Genomic DNA, 17,678 nt, shown 5'->3' with positions numbered 1-17,678 from the left:
AGTTTATCTTTTATTGTCTGGTAGTAGTATTTCCGAATGAAAAAGATAGCTTATAGATGTACGAACAACATGAGGCCTCCGTAGTCATACGGAAGGCCTTATCTCAAGTTGCTTTCTTATTTTAGACAATCGGAAATAATGTAGCATGAAGGAAAAATTTGAATAACGCGAATGGAATGTTGCACACTATGGGTCTTGCATACGTAATGTTCTAGTATCGGCGTCGACTAGCTGACCTCCGTAGGTTTCTTGCAATTCCATTTGTTAGACGAGCTAGGACTACATATTTTCTACATGATAGTTCGGATACCCTTTATTTTCTTTTATGGAAAAATAAAAAATATAAACCAAAAACGATTAAAAGATATGGCCATGCTTGATCAATCCAGACAAGCTTATGTCCACTATGTAACAACCATTCTTTTAATTTATCAAAAAACAGTAATAATAAAGAAATGGCGAGAAATAGAATCCCTTGGAATAGACCATTACCAGTTTTTATATAGGAAAGTAATAATCCGATTGAAATTAACAGTAAAAAGATACCAGGAAAATCGATCGTTCCCCCTAATTGCTGGGCAATATGGAAGTGAATACCAATTCCAGTAAATAAGACTCCGGGAAATATAAATGAATAATCTTTTCCGCCATAGCCATTTATTAGAAAAGCTATTCCTACAATTAGAAATAGGGTTGGCCAAGAGTAAAAACCATTAAATAGGGAAAACTGATACTGTTGTAAAAGAAAATATATACCGAATCCAAATAATATAATTCCTGAGAGAAGATAGGGTGGCTTTTTCATGAAACATCCTCAACTTCCATAAAGTGATTATCCAAAAAGAGTAGTAAAAGGGACATCTCAATTTTTTATGGTGATATCGTATTTCCTGAAAAATTAAATCGCTTTGCGGGCTTACAAGAATCCATTGTACAAATTATGGAATTTTGAATGTATTGGGTCCTTTTCTTCTTCTTTTTGAATGTCTTTTAAATAAATATAGCATAGGATTTCAATATGTGTTCACATCTTTTTAGAATTCTTCTAAATAAGCATGTTATAATAAAGATAACAGTCTTTGATGGACTTAAACTGGAGGTGCCATTTTTCAAATGCATATTATTGTTGTTGGCCTAAATCATAAGACAGCTCCAGTGGAAATAAGGGAGCGTCTAGCGTTCTCCGAATCTGAGCTGCCTTTAGCAATGGCATCCTTAAAGCAACAGAAAAGTATTCTTGAGAATGTCATTGTTTCTACATGTAATCGAACTGAAATTTACGCGGTCGTTGATCAGATCCATACTGGTCGATATTACGTAAAATCTTTTTTAGCGAATTGGTTTCAAATGGATCCCGAGGAATTTGCGGATTATTTATATATTCATGAAAAAGAACTGGCTGTAGAACATCTGTTTAAAGTGATCTGTGGTCTAAATTCTATGGTCATTGGGGAAACTCAAATATTAGGGCAAATTCGTAATAGTTTTTTGAGCGCCCAAGAAAATAAAACAACTGGAACTGTCTTTAATCATTTAATGAAACAAGCGATTGCCCTTGCGAAAAAGGCTCATTCTGAGACAGATATCGGGGCAAATGCTGTTTCCATTAGTTACGCTGCAGTTGAGCTAGCAAAGAAAATCTTTGGAGATCTACGGGATAAACATGTCTTGGTTATTGGCGCTGGAAAAATGGGTGAATTGGCAATAAAAAATCTATATTCAAACGGGGCCAAGCAGGTGACGGTTATTAATCGTACATTTGAAAAATCCCAACAGCTTGCACAGAAATTTGCTGGTAAAGCTAAGTCACTAAATGAATTACAATGCGCCGTGATGGAAGCGGACATTGTCATAAGTTCAACAGGTGCGAATGGTTATATCATCAAAAAAGACATGCTTGAAGAAATGGAAAAAATGAGAAGAGCAAGACCTTTATTTCTCTTAGATATTGCGGTTCCTCGTGACTTGGATCCTGAGATTGGACAATTAGAAAATGCATTTTTATATGATATAGATGATTTGGAAGGAATCGTTGAAGCTAATCTAGAAGAACGCAGATTAGCGGCAGAAAAAATTTATATCATGATTAATGAAGAATTAAATGATTTTCACGAATGGCTTCATACTCTGGGAGTTGTACCCGTGATTACCTCATTACGTGAAAAAGCACTTGCGATTCAAGCTGAAACAATGGAGAGTATTGAGCGAAAAATGCCTACCTTATCAGCTAGAGAGAAAAAGGTGCTCAATAAACATACAAAAAGTATTATTAACCAGCTATTGAAGGATCCAATTTTACAAATTAAAGAAATGGCTAGTGAACCACAAGCAGCGGAGAAAATAGCTCTATTTCAGCAAATCTTTCAATTAGAAACAGATGAAGATGAATATACAAAAGAAACAAAGGTTAAACCAATAACAAAAGAAGCAGCTAGTAAAAAAGCTCCCCTTTTTCAATCATAAGAGGGAATAATGATGATTTCACTTATGATGGTTAGATTACCTGAGCTTATAATTGTCCTCTATGCCTTGTCGATATTATTTTATTTTATTGATTTTATTGGACAAAACCGGAAGGCAAGTCAGCTTGCCTTCTATCTGTTATCAATTGTTTGGTTATTACAAACAATTTTTTTGTTTTTCTATATGTTCCATACAGGAAGATTTCCGATCCTTACCCTTTTTGAGGGGCTTTATTTTTATTCTTGGGTATTAATTACTTTATCCTTGGCTATTCACAAAATTTCTAAAGTCGATTTTACAATTTTTTTTACAAATATTGTTGGATTCACGATTATGACGATACATGCATTTGCCCCTGGACAAATGCCTTCAATGGGTGATCAACTTATTTCAGAGTTATTATTTATTCATGTCACAATGGCTATCTTTTCTTATGGAGCCTTTACTCTGTCATTTGTATTTTCACTCCTATATTTATTGCAATATAAACTATTAAAAGAGAAAAAATGGTTCAAAACTTTGTGGCGTTTAGGAGATTTAAAGAGATTAGAGAAGATGTCTTATGTTTTAAATGTCACGGGAGTGCCTATCCTATTATTAAGCTTAATTCTCGGCTTACAATGGGCATTAATAAAGCTTTCCGTTTTTCAATGGTATGATCCCAAAATTGTAGGTTCGTTTTTACTAATCATAATTTATGGTATTTGGCTTTTTTTACGGTTAAAAAAAGAAATCAATGGGAAACGCTTAGCCATATGGAATTGTGCAGCCTTTTTAATTTTATTGATTAATTTCTTTTTGGCTAGCCGTATGTCTACTTTTCATATTTGGTATCACTAATATAATAGCGTTAATAGCTATTTATGAATTGTCTGAACAAAAGAGAGACTTATTTGTAGTAAAATTTGCTTTTTAAGGAGGAAATACAGGTGAGAAAAATTGTAATTGGGTCTAGAAGAAGTAATCTAGCCCTTACACAAACAAATTGGGTGCGTGAACAGTTAGAAAAAATAGGTGGCCCGTTTGAATTTGAAATTAAGGAAATTATGACTAAAGGGGATCGGATCCTTGATGTCACTCTATCAAAAGTTGGTGGGAAAGGCTTATTTGTAAAAGAAATTGAGCAAGCACTTCTAGATGGAGAGATTGATATGGCAGTTCATAGTATGAAGGATGTTCCAGCTGTTCTTCCGGATGGCTTAATGATTGGGAGCATACCAGAACGAGAGGACTATCGAGATGTTTTTATCTCCAACCAACATATTCGCCTAAAAGATTTGCCATCAGGTGCCAAAATTGGAACAAGTAGCCTGAGAAGAAGTGCGCAAATTTTGGCGATGCGTCCAGATCTTGAAATTAAGTGGATACGAGGAAATATTGAAACTCGTTTATCGAAATTAAAAACAGGTGATTATGATGCAATTATTCTGGCAGCAGCTGGATTAAAACGTATGGATTGGGATGAAGATCTTATTACGGAATACCTTGAGCCAGAAACTTGTTTACCTGCAATTGGCCAAGGTGCATTAGGGATTGAATGCCGTGAAAATGACGCAGAATTACTTGGACTTTTAAGCAAGCTAACTTGTGAAAAAACAGCACAAACTGTTGAAGCGGAGAGAGCCTTTCTCCATAAAATGGAGGGAAGTTGCCAAGTTCCGATTGCTGGTTTAGCGGAACTATTTGATGATAAACAAGTTCAATTAACGGCACTAGTTGCTTCACCGGATGGGAAAAAAATTTACAAAGAAACTCTTAAAGGGATGGAACCAAAATTAGTTGGAGAGCAAGCTGCTTCTCTTTTAAGTGAACAAGGAGCAAAGGCATTGATTGATCAAGTAAGGGAAGATTTGGCTAATGAATCTTAGGCAAAAGCCCTTAAGAGGACAACATGTTTTAATTACTAGGGGTGGAGAGCAAGGCGAGAAGTTTTGCATGGATGTGGCATCTGCGGGGGGAATCCCCCATATGATTCCGCTTATTGATTTTCGGCATTTTACAGATCCCAATCAATCCCATTATCTGCAACATCTTAGCGAATATGATTGGATCATTTTTACTAGCAAAAATGGTGTGTATTACTTTTTTGAACAGGTGAAAAATCAATTGGACGAATTTCACAGCTTCAGTCAATCTATTCAATTTGCAGTTGTCGGAGAAAAGACGAAAGAGGCTTTAGATCGCTATCATATCGATTCATGTTTTATGCCCCATGTTTTTACGGCAGAGGATTTCGTTCGAGAGTTCTTCCAAACAAAATATTCGGCAAAGAAGATACTTATTCCTAAGGGGAATTTAGCGAGAAAAACGATCGCAGAAGGATTCCGCAGTCGAGGAATCTTAGCGGATGAGTGGATTGTATATGAAACTTTTTTTCCGGTTGTGCAGAGTGATCAATTGCTAAAATTATTAGTTGAAGATACTTTGGATATCGCTACCTTTACAAGTCCTTCTACATTTAATCATTTTATGAAAATAGTGAAAAAGCCAGCAAGCGAACATGTACATCGTTTGACTTTGGCTGCAATAGGAACAGTAACAAAACAAGTCATAGAAAATAAAGGATATCACGTCCAAATTTGTCCAGAAAAGTTTACAATGGATGAGTTGTTTCAAGAGATTTACAATTTTTTTCAAAAAGAGCAAAGGAATGATGGACATGAATTTTGATCGACATAGACGTTTGCGAAGTTCTGCAAATATGAGAGCGTTAGTTCGTGAAACCCATTTAAGAGCAGAAGATTTTATCTATCCGCTTTTTATTGTGGAGGGGGAACAACAGAAACAAGAAATTTCCTCTATGCCAGGGATTTATCAAATCTCACTAGATTTAATGAAGCAGGAGCTCGATGAGATTGTCCAGCTTGGTATAAAAGCGGTCATTTTGTTTGGGGTCCCTGTTGAGAAAGATGACTGTGGTACGGGGGCTTTTCATGATCACGGAATTGTACAGGAAGCAACTCGTGAGGTGAAAAAGCATTATCCAGAACTACTTGTTGTCGCAGATACTTGTCTATGTGAGTATACGGATCATGGCCATTGTGGAGTTGTAAAAGATGGAGAAGTTCTTAATGATGAAAGTTTGGAGCTATTAGTCAAAACTGCTGTTAGTCAAGCACAGGCAGGGGCGGATATCATTGCTCCTTCTAATATGATGGATGGATTTGTCGTTGCTATTCGCCATGGTTTGGATGAGGCTGGTTTTAAAGAAATTCCGATTATGTCTTATGCGGTGAAATATTCTTCTGCTTTTTATGGTCCATTCCGAGAAGCGGCTAATAGTGCCCCGCAGTTTGGAGATCGAAAAACCTATCAAATGGATCCGGCCAACCGTTTAGAAGCATTAAGAGAAGCACATTCAGACATTAAAGAAGGCGCCGATTTTCTGATTGTAAAACCAGCTCTATCCTATATGGATATTATTCGCGATGTAAAAAATGAATGTCATTTGCCAATTGTCGCTTATAATGTGAGTGGGGAGTATTCTATGGTGAAAGCGGCAGCCGCGAATGGTTGGATTGATGAGAAAGCAATCGTAATAGAATCATTAACAAGTATGAAAAGGGCAGGTGCCGATTTAATTATTTCGTACTTTGCTAAAGATGTAGCGCAATGGCTTAGAGAAGCGTAAGTGCCTTGTTCGGCGATCAGCATGAGGAAAGATAGGAAATAGATTAGAAATAGTAAAATAAATCATAATGGAGGTATACAATACATGCGTTCTTATGAAAATTCCCGAAAGGCTTATGAGAAAGCAATACATTTGATGCCAGGAGGGGTCAATAGTCCAGTACGGGCGTTTAAATCCGTTGATATGGATCCGATCTTTATGGAAAGAGGAAAGGGAGCTTATATTTATGACCTTGATGGCAATGAATATATTGATTATGTGCTCTCATGGGGACCATTAATTCTTGGACATGCGAATGAAAAAGTTGTAGAAGCTTTGAAAAAAACAGCGGAAAATGGTACAAGTTTCGGGGCACCAACTATTATGGAGAATAAATTGGCAGAACTTGTCATTGAAAGAGTACCTTCCATTGAAATGATTAGGATGGTTTCATCAGGTACAGAAGCGACGATGAGTGCACTCCGGGCTGCACGAGGGTATACAGGACGAAATAAAATATTGAAGTTTGAAGGCTGTTATCATGGTCATGGTGATTCCTTGCTAATTAAGGCTGGCTCTGGAGTAGCAACACTTGGTTTGCCTGATAGTCCCGGTGTTCCAGAGGGGATAGCTAAAAATACGATTACAGTAGCTTATAATGATCTTGAAGGAGCTAAAGCGGCCTTTGAACAATTTGGAGAAGATATTGCAGGTGTCATCGTAGAACCTGTTGCAGGAAATATGGGTGTTGTTCCACCTCAACCTGGATTTTTACAAGGACTTCGTGAGCTGACAATAGAATACGGCTCACTGCTTATTTTTGATGAAGTGATGACTGGATTCCGCGTAGGCTATAATTGTGCTCAAGGGTACTTCGATATTCTACCTGATTTAACCTGTCTTGGTAAGGTAATTGGTGGGGGTCTTCCTGTAGGGGCATTCGGTGGTAAGGCTGAGATTATGGAAAAAGTTGCCCCTAGTGGACCGATTTATCAGGCTGGAACTTTGTCGGGAAATCCGATAGCAATGACAGCTGGGTATGAAACCCTTATTCAATTAACACCTGATTCTTATAAGGAGTTTATCCGTAAAGGAGATTTGTTAGAAGAAGGATTAAAAGCAGCTGCAGAACAGCATGATATCCCGCATACCATTAATCGCGCTGGTTCGATGATTGGTCTCTTTTTTACAAATGAGGATGTATATAATTTTGAAAAAGCGAAAACATCTGATTTACAATTATTTGCAGCCTATTATAAAGAAATGGCTGAGCTAGGTGTCTTTTTGCCACCATCACAATTTGAGGGGATTTTTCTTTCTACCGCTCACACTGATAAGGATATTGAAAAAACGATCCAAGCCGCTGAGCGGGCATTTGCAAAATTAAAAAGCTAAAAAGAAAAAGAATGGCATTGTGCCATTCTTTTTCTTTTTTCATAAATAACCTTGAAGAGTCATAGAGTATAGGGAGTAATATTTTCATTGGAACGAGAGGAGGAATGAATTTGCCTGATCGCCAACAAACATCACTTAAATTTCCATTGGAGGAAACGGTTTGGTTTGAAAAAGGACATGAAGTTGAGGATCTTTTATCCATATCATTGGATCCTAATATTAACATAATGGATGAGGAAGAGTTTGTCGTATTAAAAGGAACCCTCGAACTTAGCGGAGAATATAATCATTCTCCTGGAAATGATACGGTACCGGAAATTCCTGAAAACAATCGGCATTATATACAAAATGTAGAAATCAGGAATGATGAAATTGGCGAGTTTTCTCATCGTTTTCCCGTTGATATCACGATTCCAAAAAGAAGGATTGTCGATATCGGGGAGTTAGAGATCGAGATCTACTCATTTGATTATGCATTACCTGAAAATAATAGACTTCAAGTACTAGCAGATATTCATATTAACGGCATCTATGAGGATAAAGAAGAGGTCATCCTCGACGCTGCCACATTACAAGAAACGAATGATTCGATTGAGCCATTATTAGAGGAAGAAGACAGACAAGAGCTGAATCAGGTGGCAACAGATGCAACTTTTTCAGAGGAAAATACTGATCAGGATGATGGGGAGGAGGAAAGAGAAGAAGTTAAAATTGAATTATTTCAAGAAACAATAAATACAGACAGTCAAAAACCTTCCTTAGATAGTGAGAATGACTTGTATGAATCATTTGAGGTAGAGGCGAGAATTTTACCTGAACTCGAGGAAAAGATTGAGGAGGATGATGAGAAACCATCTCCATTTCAACATCAGCTGCCAATGCAATCTGATAATAGAGAAGACGCTGTCGAGTCAAATCAGGAGATAGAAGTGAAAGAAGCAGCAGAAGAGGAGCAAAACATTGAAAGTTTAGATGCGAGCAACTTGACAGTAGTTAACTCAAGAGCGGAAAGGAACACTGCAGAGGAGCAACAAGTAGAAGAAAAAATTAAGGTTGAGGAAAATAAGAATGAAGTTGAGGTAGAGGAAAATAAAAGTGAAGATGAGGAGGAAGAAAACCTCCTTACTACTATACTTCGGCAAGTACCAAAGTTAAATCTAGACTCGATTAAAGAAGAGAGTAGTGTGCAGGTAGATGAACTAAGAGTCCCAGAATCCTCGTCAATTCATTTTCAAGAATCTTCATCATATGAGGTGGAATCAAGTAGCCTCATAGAATACGAGGAAGAAAAGAGCCAAAAGACAAAGAAAAAGAAAGACAAATACCAATCAATTTCATTTGCTGATTTTTTTGCTAGAAAAGAGGAAGAATCTGTAACTAAAATGAGAGTTCGCTTAGTGCAACATGGTGATTCCATTGAAAACTTAGCAGACCGTTATAATATTACTACCCAACAATTATTGAGAGCTAATCAACTTGGTGAAAGTGATGAGGTATATGAAGGGCAAGTACTGTATATACCCACTAAAATTCATCCATTAAAAAGGAAGTAGAGGATGGCATATGTCGTCCTCCCTTTTTCTATTGTTTAAGCATAGTTTTTTAATTTCAATTCGCCTGTAAAGATTGATGTCTTTGTGGATTGTGAAAAAGTGATTTTACTTAGTGAATGAGAGCAAAATGGGTGATGATATGGATAATGAATCATCAAAGAAAATAAAAAGTTTAGTAGAAATGTATGGGTTAAATTTAAGGTTTGCAGAAAAACAAGGCAAGGTATATAAGGCGTATACAGATAAGGGTGAATTTGCTTTAAAGCGAATGGACGCTAAACAGGGCTTAGATTTCTTATCCTATATACAACAGTTATATCAACAAGGTTACAATCGGATAGTACCCATATATCCCACATTAGACGGACGCCATGCTATTTTGAGAGGGAATTCTCTTTATTATTTAATGCCATGGTTAGACAATAAAGAACGAGAAGCACATGTCCAAAAACATCTTGATCTCTTTCGTGAATTAGCGCGACTTCATACGGTAACCGTTCGTGAAGTGCCGGTTAATGGGGAAGAAAGGGAAGAACATTTTGAAAGAATGGCTACACGATGGGAGTTAGAACAAGATGTATTAGAAAAGTTCATTGAGCAAAGTGAAAGACAATTGTATATGTCGCCATTTCAATTATTATTGTGTACTATTTACAGTGAAATTTCAGGTGGCCAACGTTATGCAATTAATAAATTGAAGGAGTGGCATGAGTCTACATCCGAGGAAACCAAAGCTAGAAGTGTCGTGATACATGGGAAATTATCAAATGAACATTTTCTTTATGATCAAAATGGATTAGGTTATTTTACTAATTTTGAAAGAACGGGAATTGCTTCACCAATTCATGATTTATTGCCTTTCCTGGATCGCGCATTCCAAACACGACCTCAGGCATTTGACCATGGGATGGAGTGGTTAGATGCTTATTTCCGCTATTTTCCCTTTACAGATGAAGAGATGCAGTTGTTTTTAAGTTATTTGGCTTATCCAAGCTCCATCTTTTCCATAATTGAAAAGTACTTTTCTAGCGAAACGAAAAAAAATGAAATTAAATTTGTTCAAAGATTACAGAAACAGTATTGGCGAATGAAAAACACAGAATATGTGGTAATGAGGTTAGAAGAAAGAGAACAGCGAAAGAAAAACCAGGATACCTCAGCCCCTTCCGAGTAAATTTAGGAAGGGGTTTTAGATCCATTCAAAATGTAAGCTTAGGGCTGCCGCAATCAATATTATGCATAAAAAAACATCTAGAATGGTTGGGAAAATTAACGTGCGAATGCCTTGGAAAATACAAATTGGTACAACAAGTTGACGGCATACTGCTTTAAAATTCCTCATTGAATTTTGAAAGGCATACGTATTAAATCTTCTTTTCATTATTTCACCTTCTGTCGAAGTATTTATCATAAATTATGTTCGGTTGGATTATTTCGTGCCTATCTCTCTCCCCAAACTATCCCTCAAGGTTTTTATTTTTTGTAATTCTATCGCTTCGCACCGCATAAAATTATATCTAATTGATCAAGAAGGGGCGATAGTAATGACGATTTCTGGAAAAGAGTATATGAACAGAATCGATCATTTAAAAAGTGATATATGGTTGGATGGTCAGCAAATAGCCGGAAAAGTGTCGAAGCATCCTGCATTTCGTGGGGCGATTAAGAGTAAAGCGCAACTCTTTGATATGCAAAATGATCCAGTATTAAGAAGTATCCTTACATTCATTTCCCCGCAAATAGAAAAGAACGTAAATTTTTCTTATCAACAGCCTAAAACGAAAGATGATTTGCTTTTTCGTAAAAAAGCAACAGAGCTATGGGCGCGTACGAACTTTGGATTATTGGGTCGCTCCCCAGATTACGTAAATACAGGAATGATGGTGTTGGCAGCTTCTCATAAAATTTTTGCTGCAAAAGATAAAAAATTTGGTGATCATATTCTTAGAAGTTACGAAAATGCGATGGAACAAGATCTTACTTTTACCCATACGTTTATCAATCCACAAGTGAACCGTTCTATTAGCTATTTGGAGGATTCGTATTCCGAAGAAAATATTGCAGCAAAAGTCATTGGAGAGAACCACGAAGGGATCATTATTCAGGGAGCTAGGTTGTTAGCAACACAAGGTGGGATCACAGATGAAGTTCTAGTTTTACCGGCTGGTGGTAATTTCATTGAAGAAGCTTATATTTATGGTTTTACAATCCCTTCGAACACAGAAGGTTTAAAGTTCATCTGCCGAGAATCGTTTGTAAACGATGATGATTCGTCTTTCAATTATCCACTTGGGTCAAGATTTGAAGAGATGGATTCAATTGTCGTGTTTGATCATGTTCTCGTCCCCTGGGAAAAAGTGTTTTTATATAAAGATCTTAATATTGCCCATCGTTTTTTTACAGAAGCTAATTTTAATACGATGTTACTATTTCAAGCAGTGGTGCGAATGATTGTAAAAACAGAATTTATTTTAGGTTTGGCGGAATCCATAATCGAGGCGATTAATATTGGGGAGTACCAACATATCCAAGATAAGGTAAGTGAAATAATTACCACACTCGAAATTATGAAGGGACTTCACTTGTCTTCCCAAGTGAACGCGAGATTAGATAAGTGGGGGATGATGACGCCAGATGCAAAGCCTTTACTTGTGGCTATTCACTATTACCCAAGAATATACCCCCGATTGGTGGAAATCTTGCAATTATTAGGTGGAAGCGGGCTTATCTTACTTCCAACTGAAAATAGTTTTGCATCTTCTGTCCGGAGTTATATTGATACTTACTTACAAGGCGCCAATTCAACTGCAGAAGACCGTGTGATGTTATTCCGAATAGTTTGGGACCTATGCATGAGTCCATTCGGTACAAGGCAAACTCATTATGAGCGATTCTTTTTCGGGGACCCCGTTCGTTTGGCAATGGGCCTTTATAATGGATATCCCAAGAACGAATATACAAAGAGGGTCAAAAAGCTTCTTGAGACAAATAAATTAGAGTAACAAAGGATATTCAAGAAGCAAGGGAAATTCACCTTCTTATTGGTAGGATAAGAAAGTGTAATTTGACTAATCTCGGAACCACCAATGTTGTGAGTTTGCCGGCGTTGGCTTGGGACGGAGTACATGTGAAAAGTAACATCGAAAAAAATCCTTACTCTGGGTTATGTTGGAGCCCGGTGGAATGCCTCTCAAGTCAGCGTTGCACTAAAAAGTTTATTTTCAAAGGATAAATTTCTTAAAAATAGCCTAAAATGTAAATGAATGTGAAAAATGATTGACATCATCCCTCTTTATTCGCTACTATAGAATAAATTAAATTGAATTAAATGCATAGATAGGGAAGAGTATCTTGGATCGTTACTTTCAGAGAGGAAAATCAATGGTGGGAGATTTTCTAAGTGACCCTAAGAGAAGTCACCCTTGAGCAGCTTTCATGAAAGTAAAGTAGTGAAAGTCGGTTATAAAGTCGTTATCTTGTTGAAGTGCCGATCCTGCTATGAATGATGGGATCGTGTAAAAAGGTGGTACCGCGAATCTGCTCCCTTCGTCCTTTTGACGATGGGAGCTTTTTGATTTTTATATAAAGTGAAAGGGAGAATCGGAATGGAAAATATTACAATGTCCACCAAGTATGAGCCACAAAAAATTGAGCAAGGAAGGTATGATTGGTGGTTACAAGGGAAATTTTTTGAAGCGCAAAATGATGTGAATAAAAAACCATACACAATCGTAATTCCTCCTCCGAATGTTACTGGAAAACTTCATTTAGGGCATGCTTGGGATACAACTTTACAGGATATTCTAACCCGCATGAAAAGAATGCAAGGTTATGATGTATTGTGGTTACCTGGAATGGATCATGCTGGAATTGCAACACAGGCAAAGGTTGAGGAAAAACTTCGGGAAGAAGGAAAAAGTCGGTATGATCTAGGGAGAGAGAAATTTCTAGAAGAAACATGGAAATGGAAAGAAGAATATGCCACATTTATCCGTAAACAATGGGCAAAACTAGGACTTGGCTTAGATTACACAAAAGAGAGATTTACTTTAGATGAGGGGCTATCTAAAGCCGTACGGGAAGTATTTGTCACTTTATACGAAGAAGGCCTCATATATCGTGGTGAATATATTATCAATTGGGATCCTGCAACGAAAACAGCTTTATCTGATATCGAAGTGATTCATAAGGATGTACAAGGGGCCTTTTATCATATGAATTACCCACTTGCAGATGGTTCAGGCTTTATTGAGATTGCGACAACAAGACCTGAAACGATGTTAGGAGATACAGCCGTTGCGGTACATCCAAGCGATGAACGCTATCAACATTTAATTGGGAAGACAGTCAAACTTCCGATTGTAGGACGGGAAATCCCAATTGTAGCCGATCATTATGTAGATATGGAATTTGGTTCAGGTGCCGTAAAAATTACGCCAGCACATGATCCTAATGACTTTGAGGTAGGAAATCGTCATCAACTAGAACGTGTACTTGTTATGAATGAAGATGGCACAATGAACGAGAACGCCGGTAAGTATCAAGGAATGGATCGCTTTGATTGCCGCAAACAAATTGTTAAAGATTTACAAGAAGCTGGAGTGCTATTTGAAATTGAGGATCATCTTCATTCTGTTGGCCATTCAGAACGTAGTGGCGCAGTAGTAGAACCTTATTTATCCACACAATGGTTCGTTAAAATGCAGCCTCTTGCTGAAAAGGCAATCGAACTTCAACAAAGTGAAGAGAAAGTTCATTTTGTCCCTGAGCGTTTTGAAAAAACCTATATGCATTGGATGGAAAATATTCATGATTGGTGTATTTCTCGTCAACTATGGTGGGGACATAGAATACCGGCTTGGTACCATAAACAAACTGGTGAAATTTATGTAGGACATGAAGCACCAGCAGATGAGGAAAACTGGGAACAAGAACAAGATGTATTGGATACATGGTTTAGTTCAGCTCTCTGGCCTTTTTCCACAATGGGATGGCCTGATACCGAAGCGGAAGATTTCAAACATTATTACCCAACCGATTGTTTAGTAACTGGATACGATATTATTTCATTTTGGGTATCCCGTATGATTTTTCAAGCGAAGAAATTTACAGATCAAAGACCTTTTAAAGATGTTTTGATCCATGGATTAATCCGTGCTGAAGATGGCCGTAAGATGAGTAAATCACTGGGAAATGGGATTGACCCGATGGATGTCATTGACAAGTATGGTGCGGATACACTTCGTTATTTCTTGGCAACAGGTAGTTCACCAGGTCAGGATTTACGTTTTAGTATGGAGAAGATTGAATCAATCTGGAATTTTGCTAATAAAATTTGGAATGCTTCCAGATTTGCCCTTATGAACATGGATGGGATGACGTATGACGAAATTGATCTAACAGGTAAGCAATCTGTGGCCGATAAGTGGATCTTGACTCGATTGAATGACACAATTGATGCTGTCACGAAACTGGCTGAGAAGTATGAGTTTGGAGAAGTAGGTAGAGCACTGTACAACTTTATTTGGGATGATTTCTGTGACTGGTATATTGAGATGGCAAAACTACCTCTATACGGTGAAGATGAAACAGCCAAGAAGATGACTCGCTCAGTTCTAGCACATGTTTTGGATCAAACACTAAGACTACTTCACCCATTCATGCCATTTATTACGGAAGAGATTTGGCAGCATCTACCTCATAAAGGGGAATCCATCACAGTTAGTCAATGGCCTACGGTGGATACTCGTTATACAGATCATGAAGCTGCCAATGAAATGAAATTACTCATGGACATTATTCGTTCGGTTCGTAATATTCGGGCTGAAGTAAACACGCCGATGAGTAAACAAATTAAACTTCTGTTAAAAGCAAAAGACGAGAAGATCTTAACAGCCTTAGAGAATAATAAAAAGTATATTGAAAAGTTCTGTAATCCACAAAACCTAGAGTTAGGAACCAATATAGAAATGCCAGAAAAAGCGATGTCCGCTGTGGTGACAGGAGTAGAGTTATTTTTACCTTTAGCAGATCTCATCAATATAGAAGAAGAGCTTGCTCGATTGCAAAAAGAGTGGAATAAATGGAACAAAGAAGTAGAAAGAGTGCAGAAAAAGCTAGCAAATGAAAGATTTGTTGCTAAAGCTCCGGAAGCGGTCGTCAACGAAGAAAGAGCAAAGGAAAAAGATTACCTAGAGAAAAAACAAACAGTTGAGAAAAGAATAACTGAGTTAAAAGAAATGTAAAAATAGAGTGGGATTGTTTTCTACATGAATGGAACGATCCCACTTTATTCAGAACAGGGAGTGTGAGAATGGTACATACATATAAAGAGGCACTTCACTGGATCCATTCACGGCTTCGTTTAGGAATAAAACCAGGAATAAAGCGCATGGAATGGATGCTAGCTCGACTGGGAAATCCTGAGAAGAATTTACGAGTGATCCATATAGGTGGAACAAATGGAAAAGGTTCTACCGTGGCCTACTTGCGCTCGATATTAAATGAAGCAGATTATCAGGTAGGTACGTTCACTTCACCATATATTGAACAATTTAACGAGCGAATTAGTGTCAATGGAAAGCCAGTTGCAAATGAAGAAATCACTTCATTAGTAAATATAATAAAGCCAATTGCTGAGGAATTAGCACAAACTGAATTAGGGCCAGCAACAGAATTTGAAGTGATTACGACGATGGCATTTTATTATTTTAGTGAGATTCAACAGGTGGATTTTGCTTTATTTGAAGTAGGTTTAGGCGGAAGGTATGATTCCACTAATGTCATTCGCCCGATTGCCTCCATTATAACTAATGTTGGCATGGACCATATGCAAATATTAGGTAATACGCTTGAGGAGATTGCTTATCAAAAAGCTGGTATCATTAAGCAGGGTATCCCTATTTTTACAACAGCACAAGATAAGGGAGTCTTATTTGTGCTAAAGAAAGAAGCGATCCGGCAAAAAGCGCCATTTTATCAAATAGGCAAGGAGTTCCAAATAAAGGAATATCATCCTATTGAAAATGGTGAGCAATTTACTTATCAATCGCAATGGGGCTCATACGATCACATAAATGTTTCTCTGCTAGGTCGACATCAGACTGAAAATGCAGCAGCAGCTTTAGCTGTATTAACTTATCTGCAATTTAAAGGATTACTTAATATCCGAGAAGAGGCATATCGTAATGGTTTGCGAGAGGCTTTTTGGCCAGGGAGGCTGGAACGCCTAAACGACCGTCCGATGATCTTCATTGATGGTGCCCATAATTTACAAGGATTACAAGCCTTCAAGGAAGCAGTCGAAACTCATTTCCCTGAAAAAGAAATCAAAATTGTTTTCTCTGCTTTAAAAGATAAAGATTTAACGGAAATGTTTACAATTTTACATTCAATGAATGCTGAACTTTATTTAACTGAGTTTGATTTTCCAAGAGCTGCTTCAACGGACGAATTAGAATTGCAATCTGGTGGTAAAGCGATTTACTGTGATAAAGATTGGAAAAACCTGATCCAAAAGCTTGTTTTATCGGTAAAAGAGACTGATATATTAGCGATTACAGGATCACTTTACTTTATATCAGAAATAAAGCCTTATTTGAAAGATATGATTCGGTTAAGAAAGGAATCTTCCTCTCTTGATGTTTAAGAAGAACCGTACCCATATGTAATACAGATTCAGGTAGATATACTCCATGCCTGCTGAATTTTCGGCGTATAGTATGTATAAGTGGGGCAATGGATGATGGACCCAAAAACGATTCTTATTTCACATAATTTTCCGTGTACCTAATGAAATAAAGGCGGTTAAAAACGATGGAAATCATTATTTTTATTTACGCTCTTCTATTAGGGTCATTTCTAAATGTCGTAGGATTAAGAGTTCCCGCCAAGCAATCGATCATAAAGCCGCGATCGTCATGTCCTGGATGTGGAAAATCGCTAACGATTGTAGAATTGATACCAGTATTGTCTTTCGTGATTCAAAAAGGGAAATGTAAGCAATGTAAACAGCCCATTTCCCTCTTTTACCCAATAATGGAATTGACAACAGCTTTTTTGTTTGTCTATGCTTTCGCAAAAATTGGTTGGACATTCGAATTAGTGATTGCTTGGACCTTAATTACATTATTTGTCATTATTTTTATTACTGATATAAAATTCATGCTTATTCCCGATAAAATCCTCCTCTTTTTTGCGATTTTGTTTATTATAGAACGTATCATTCAGCCCTTACAACCATGGTGGAATTCACTCCTAGGCGCGGCCATTGCATTTCTCCTATTATTACTAATTGCAATTCTATCAAAAGGTGGGATGGGGGGAGGAGATATTAAGTTATTTACAGTGATAGGTTTTGTTATCGGGCCGAAATTCATGCTAATTTCCTTCTTTTTTGCTAATATTCTAGGAGCTGTTCTTGGGATCATTGGAATGACTTGCGGAATTTTTGAAAGAAAAAAACCAATTCCCTTTGGCCCTTTTATAGCCATTGGAACCCTTATTACTTATTTTTATTATCAGCCTATCTTAGCCTGGTATCAATCTTTATTGTATTAAGGCTCTTCAAAATTAAGTTTGCTAGTTTCCTTTCATCTGATTATTGTACGTAGAAATATCTAGCATTGTACATCATTAAGTCTGTTAAAAAAAATGAC

14 protein-coding genes and 1 other annotated feature are annotated in these 17,678 nt (G+C 37.2%); of the genes, 12 read left to right on the top strand and 2 right to left on the bottom strand.

The features are described from left to right. Positions 1–313 precede the first annotated feature (313 nt). A complete protein-coding gene (locus J2Z23_RS09195; RefSeq protein ID WP_057986905.1) occupies positions 314–805 on the bottom strand; it encodes a LiaI-LiaF-like domain-containing protein in 492 nt (163 codons plus the stop codon). Positions 806–1,113: 308 nt separating this feature from the next. Between J2Z23_RS09195 and hemA the strand changes: the two genes are divergently transcribed. From hemA to ysxE, 8 genes are all read left to right on the top strand, one after another. Next, positions 1,114–2,463: a glutamyl-tRNA reductase gene (gene hemA / locus J2Z23_RS09190; protein WP_057986903.1), complete on the top strand. Its 1,350-nt coding sequence runs from the start codon at positions 1,114–1,116 to the stop codon at positions 2,461–2,463. A gap of 12 nt (positions 2,464–2,475) precedes the next feature. Next, complete coding sequence (locus tag J2Z23_RS09185; protein ID WP_057986901.1) at positions 2,476–3,303, top strand: cytochrome c biogenesis protein; 828 nt, start codon at positions 2,476–2,478, stop codon at positions 3,301–3,303. Positions 3,304–3,392: 89 nt separating this feature from the next. Further along, positions 3,393–4,331: a hydroxymethylbilane synthase gene (hemC, locus tag J2Z23_RS09180; protein ID WP_057986899.1), complete on the top strand. Its 939-nt coding sequence runs from the start codon at positions 3,393–3,395 to the stop codon at positions 4,329–4,331. Next, the gene (locus J2Z23_RS09175; protein WP_209973716.1) at positions 4,321–5,133 is read left to right on the top strand and encodes a uroporphyrinogen-III synthase; all 813 of its coding nucleotides are present in this window, start codon (positions 4,321–4,323) and stop codon (positions 5,131–5,133) included. Before hemC ends, J2Z23_RS09175 begins: the two co-directional genes overlap by 11 nt. Next, on the top strand, positions 5,114–6,094 hold the full coding sequence (gene hemB, locus J2Z23_RS09170) for a porphobilinogen synthase (protein WP_064467746.1): 981 nt from the start codon (positions 5,114–5,116) through the stop codon (positions 6,092–6,094). The genes J2Z23_RS09175 and hemB overlap by 20 nt, the downstream gene beginning before the upstream one ends. An 84-nt stretch (positions 6,095–6,178) precedes the next feature. Further along, positions 6,179–7,468, top strand: a complete 1,290-nt coding sequence (gene hemL, locus J2Z23_RS09165; RefSeq protein ID WP_209973714.1) for a glutamate-1-semialdehyde 2,1-aminomutase — start codon at positions 6,179–6,181, stop codon at positions 7,466–7,468. 110 nt (positions 7,469–7,578) lie between these two features. Then, complete coding sequence (locus tag J2Z23_RS09160) at positions 7,579–9,021, top strand: LysM peptidoglycan-binding domain-containing protein (RefSeq protein WP_209973712.1); 1,443 nt, start codon at positions 7,579–7,581, stop codon at positions 9,019–9,021. A 127-nt stretch (positions 9,022–9,148) separates the two neighbouring features. After that, entirely contained in the window at positions 9,149–10,195 is a 1,047-nt protein-coding gene (gene ysxE / locus J2Z23_RS09155) for a spore coat protein YsxE (protein ID WP_238482681.1), read from the top strand. 15 nt (positions 10,196–10,210) lie between these two features. On the opposite strand, the gene J2Z23_RS09150 is transcribed toward ysxE, so the two are convergent. Beyond that, positions 10,211–10,402: a hypothetical protein gene (locus J2Z23_RS09150; protein WP_057986889.1), complete on the bottom strand. Its 192-nt coding sequence runs from the start codon at positions 10,400–10,402 to the stop codon at positions 10,211–10,213. A gap of 163 nt (positions 10,403–10,565) precedes the next feature. On the opposite strand from J2Z23_RS09150, the gene hpaB reads away from it, so the two are divergent. The 4 genes from hpaB (at position 10,566) to J2Z23_RS09130 (ending at position 17,580) form a co-directional block, all read left to right on the top strand. Continuing rightward, positions 10,566–12,023 carry a 4-hydroxyphenylacetate 3-monooxygenase, oxygenase component gene (hpaB, locus tag J2Z23_RS09145; RefSeq protein ID WP_064467744.1) on the top strand — a complete coding sequence of 486 codons (1,458 nt, stop codon included), beginning with the start codon at positions 10,566–10,568 and terminating at the stop codon, positions 12,021–12,023. Between the two features lie 322 nt (positions 12,024–12,345). Continuing rightward, positions 12,346–12,578 (top strand) — a binding site (T-box leader). A 48-nt stretch (positions 12,579–12,626) separates the two neighbouring features. Next, a complete protein-coding gene (locus J2Z23_RS09140) occupies positions 12,627–15,266 on the top strand; it encodes a valine--tRNA ligase (RefSeq protein ID WP_057986885.1) in 2,640 nt (879 codons plus the stop codon). 68 nt (positions 15,267–15,334) lie between these two features. After that, positions 15,335–16,669 carry a bifunctional folylpolyglutamate synthase/dihydrofolate synthase gene (locus J2Z23_RS09135; RefSeq protein WP_057995532.1) on the top strand — a complete coding sequence of 445 codons (1,335 nt, stop codon included), beginning with the start codon at positions 15,335–15,337 and terminating at the stop codon, positions 16,667–16,669. 167 nt (positions 16,670–16,836) lie between these two features. Next, positions 16,837–17,580 carry a prepilin peptidase gene (locus tag J2Z23_RS09130; protein ID WP_064467741.1) on the top strand — a complete coding sequence of 248 codons (744 nt, stop codon included), beginning with the start codon at positions 16,837–16,839 and terminating at the stop codon, positions 17,578–17,580. Positions 17,581–17,678: the final 98 nt, after the last annotated feature.

Source organism: Lederbergia galactosidilytica (assembly GCF_017873565.1).
Lineage (GTDB): Bacteria > Bacillota > Bacilli > Bacillales > Bacillaceae_C > Lederbergia > Lederbergia galactosidilytica.
The sequence above is the reverse complement of the archived record's forward strand: the minus strand, read 5'-3'. Positions and strand labels throughout refer to the sequence as shown.

Coding starts and splice junctions, on each gene's coding strand:
- hemL (WP_209973714.1), top strand. CDS start 6,179: ATGCGTTCTTATGAAAATTCCCGAAAGGCTTATGAGAAAGCAATACAT.
- ysxE (WP_238482681.1), top strand. CDS start 9,149: ATGGGTGATGATATGGATAATGAATCATCAAAGAAAATAAAAAGTTTA.
- hemB (WP_064467746.1), top strand. CDS start 5,114: ATGATGGACATGAATTTTGATCGACATAGACGTTTGCGAAGTTCTGCA.
- J2Z23_RS09195 (WP_057986905.1), bottom strand. CDS start 805: ATGAAAAAGCCACCCTATCTTCTCTCAGGAATTATATTATTTGGATTC.
- J2Z23_RS09175 (WP_209973716.1), top strand. CDS start 4,321: ATGAATCTTAGGCAAAAGCCCTTAAGAGGACAACATGTTTTAATTACT.
- J2Z23_RS09140 (WP_057986885.1), top strand. CDS start 12,627: ATGGAAAATATTACAATGTCCACCAAGTATGAGCCACAAAAAATTGAG.
- J2Z23_RS09150 (WP_057986889.1), bottom strand. CDS start 10,402: ATGAAAAGAAGATTTAATACGTATGCCTTTCAAAATTCAATGAGGAAT.
- hpaB (WP_064467744.1), top strand. CDS start 10,566: ATGACGATTTCTGGAAAAGAGTATATGAACAGAATCGATCATTTAAAA.
- J2Z23_RS09185 (WP_057986901.1), top strand. CDS start 2,476: ATGATTTCACTTATGATGGTTAGATTACCTGAGCTTATAATTGTCCTC.
- J2Z23_RS09130 (WP_064467741.1), top strand. CDS start 16,837: ATGGAAATCATTATTTTTATTTACGCTCTTCTATTAGGGTCATTTCTA.
- hemA (WP_057986903.1), top strand. CDS start 1,114: ATGCATATTATTGTTGTTGGCCTAAATCATAAGACAGCTCCAGTGGAA.
- J2Z23_RS09135 (WP_057995532.1), top strand. CDS start 15,335: ATGGTACATACATATAAAGAGGCACTTCACTGGATCCATTCACGGCTT.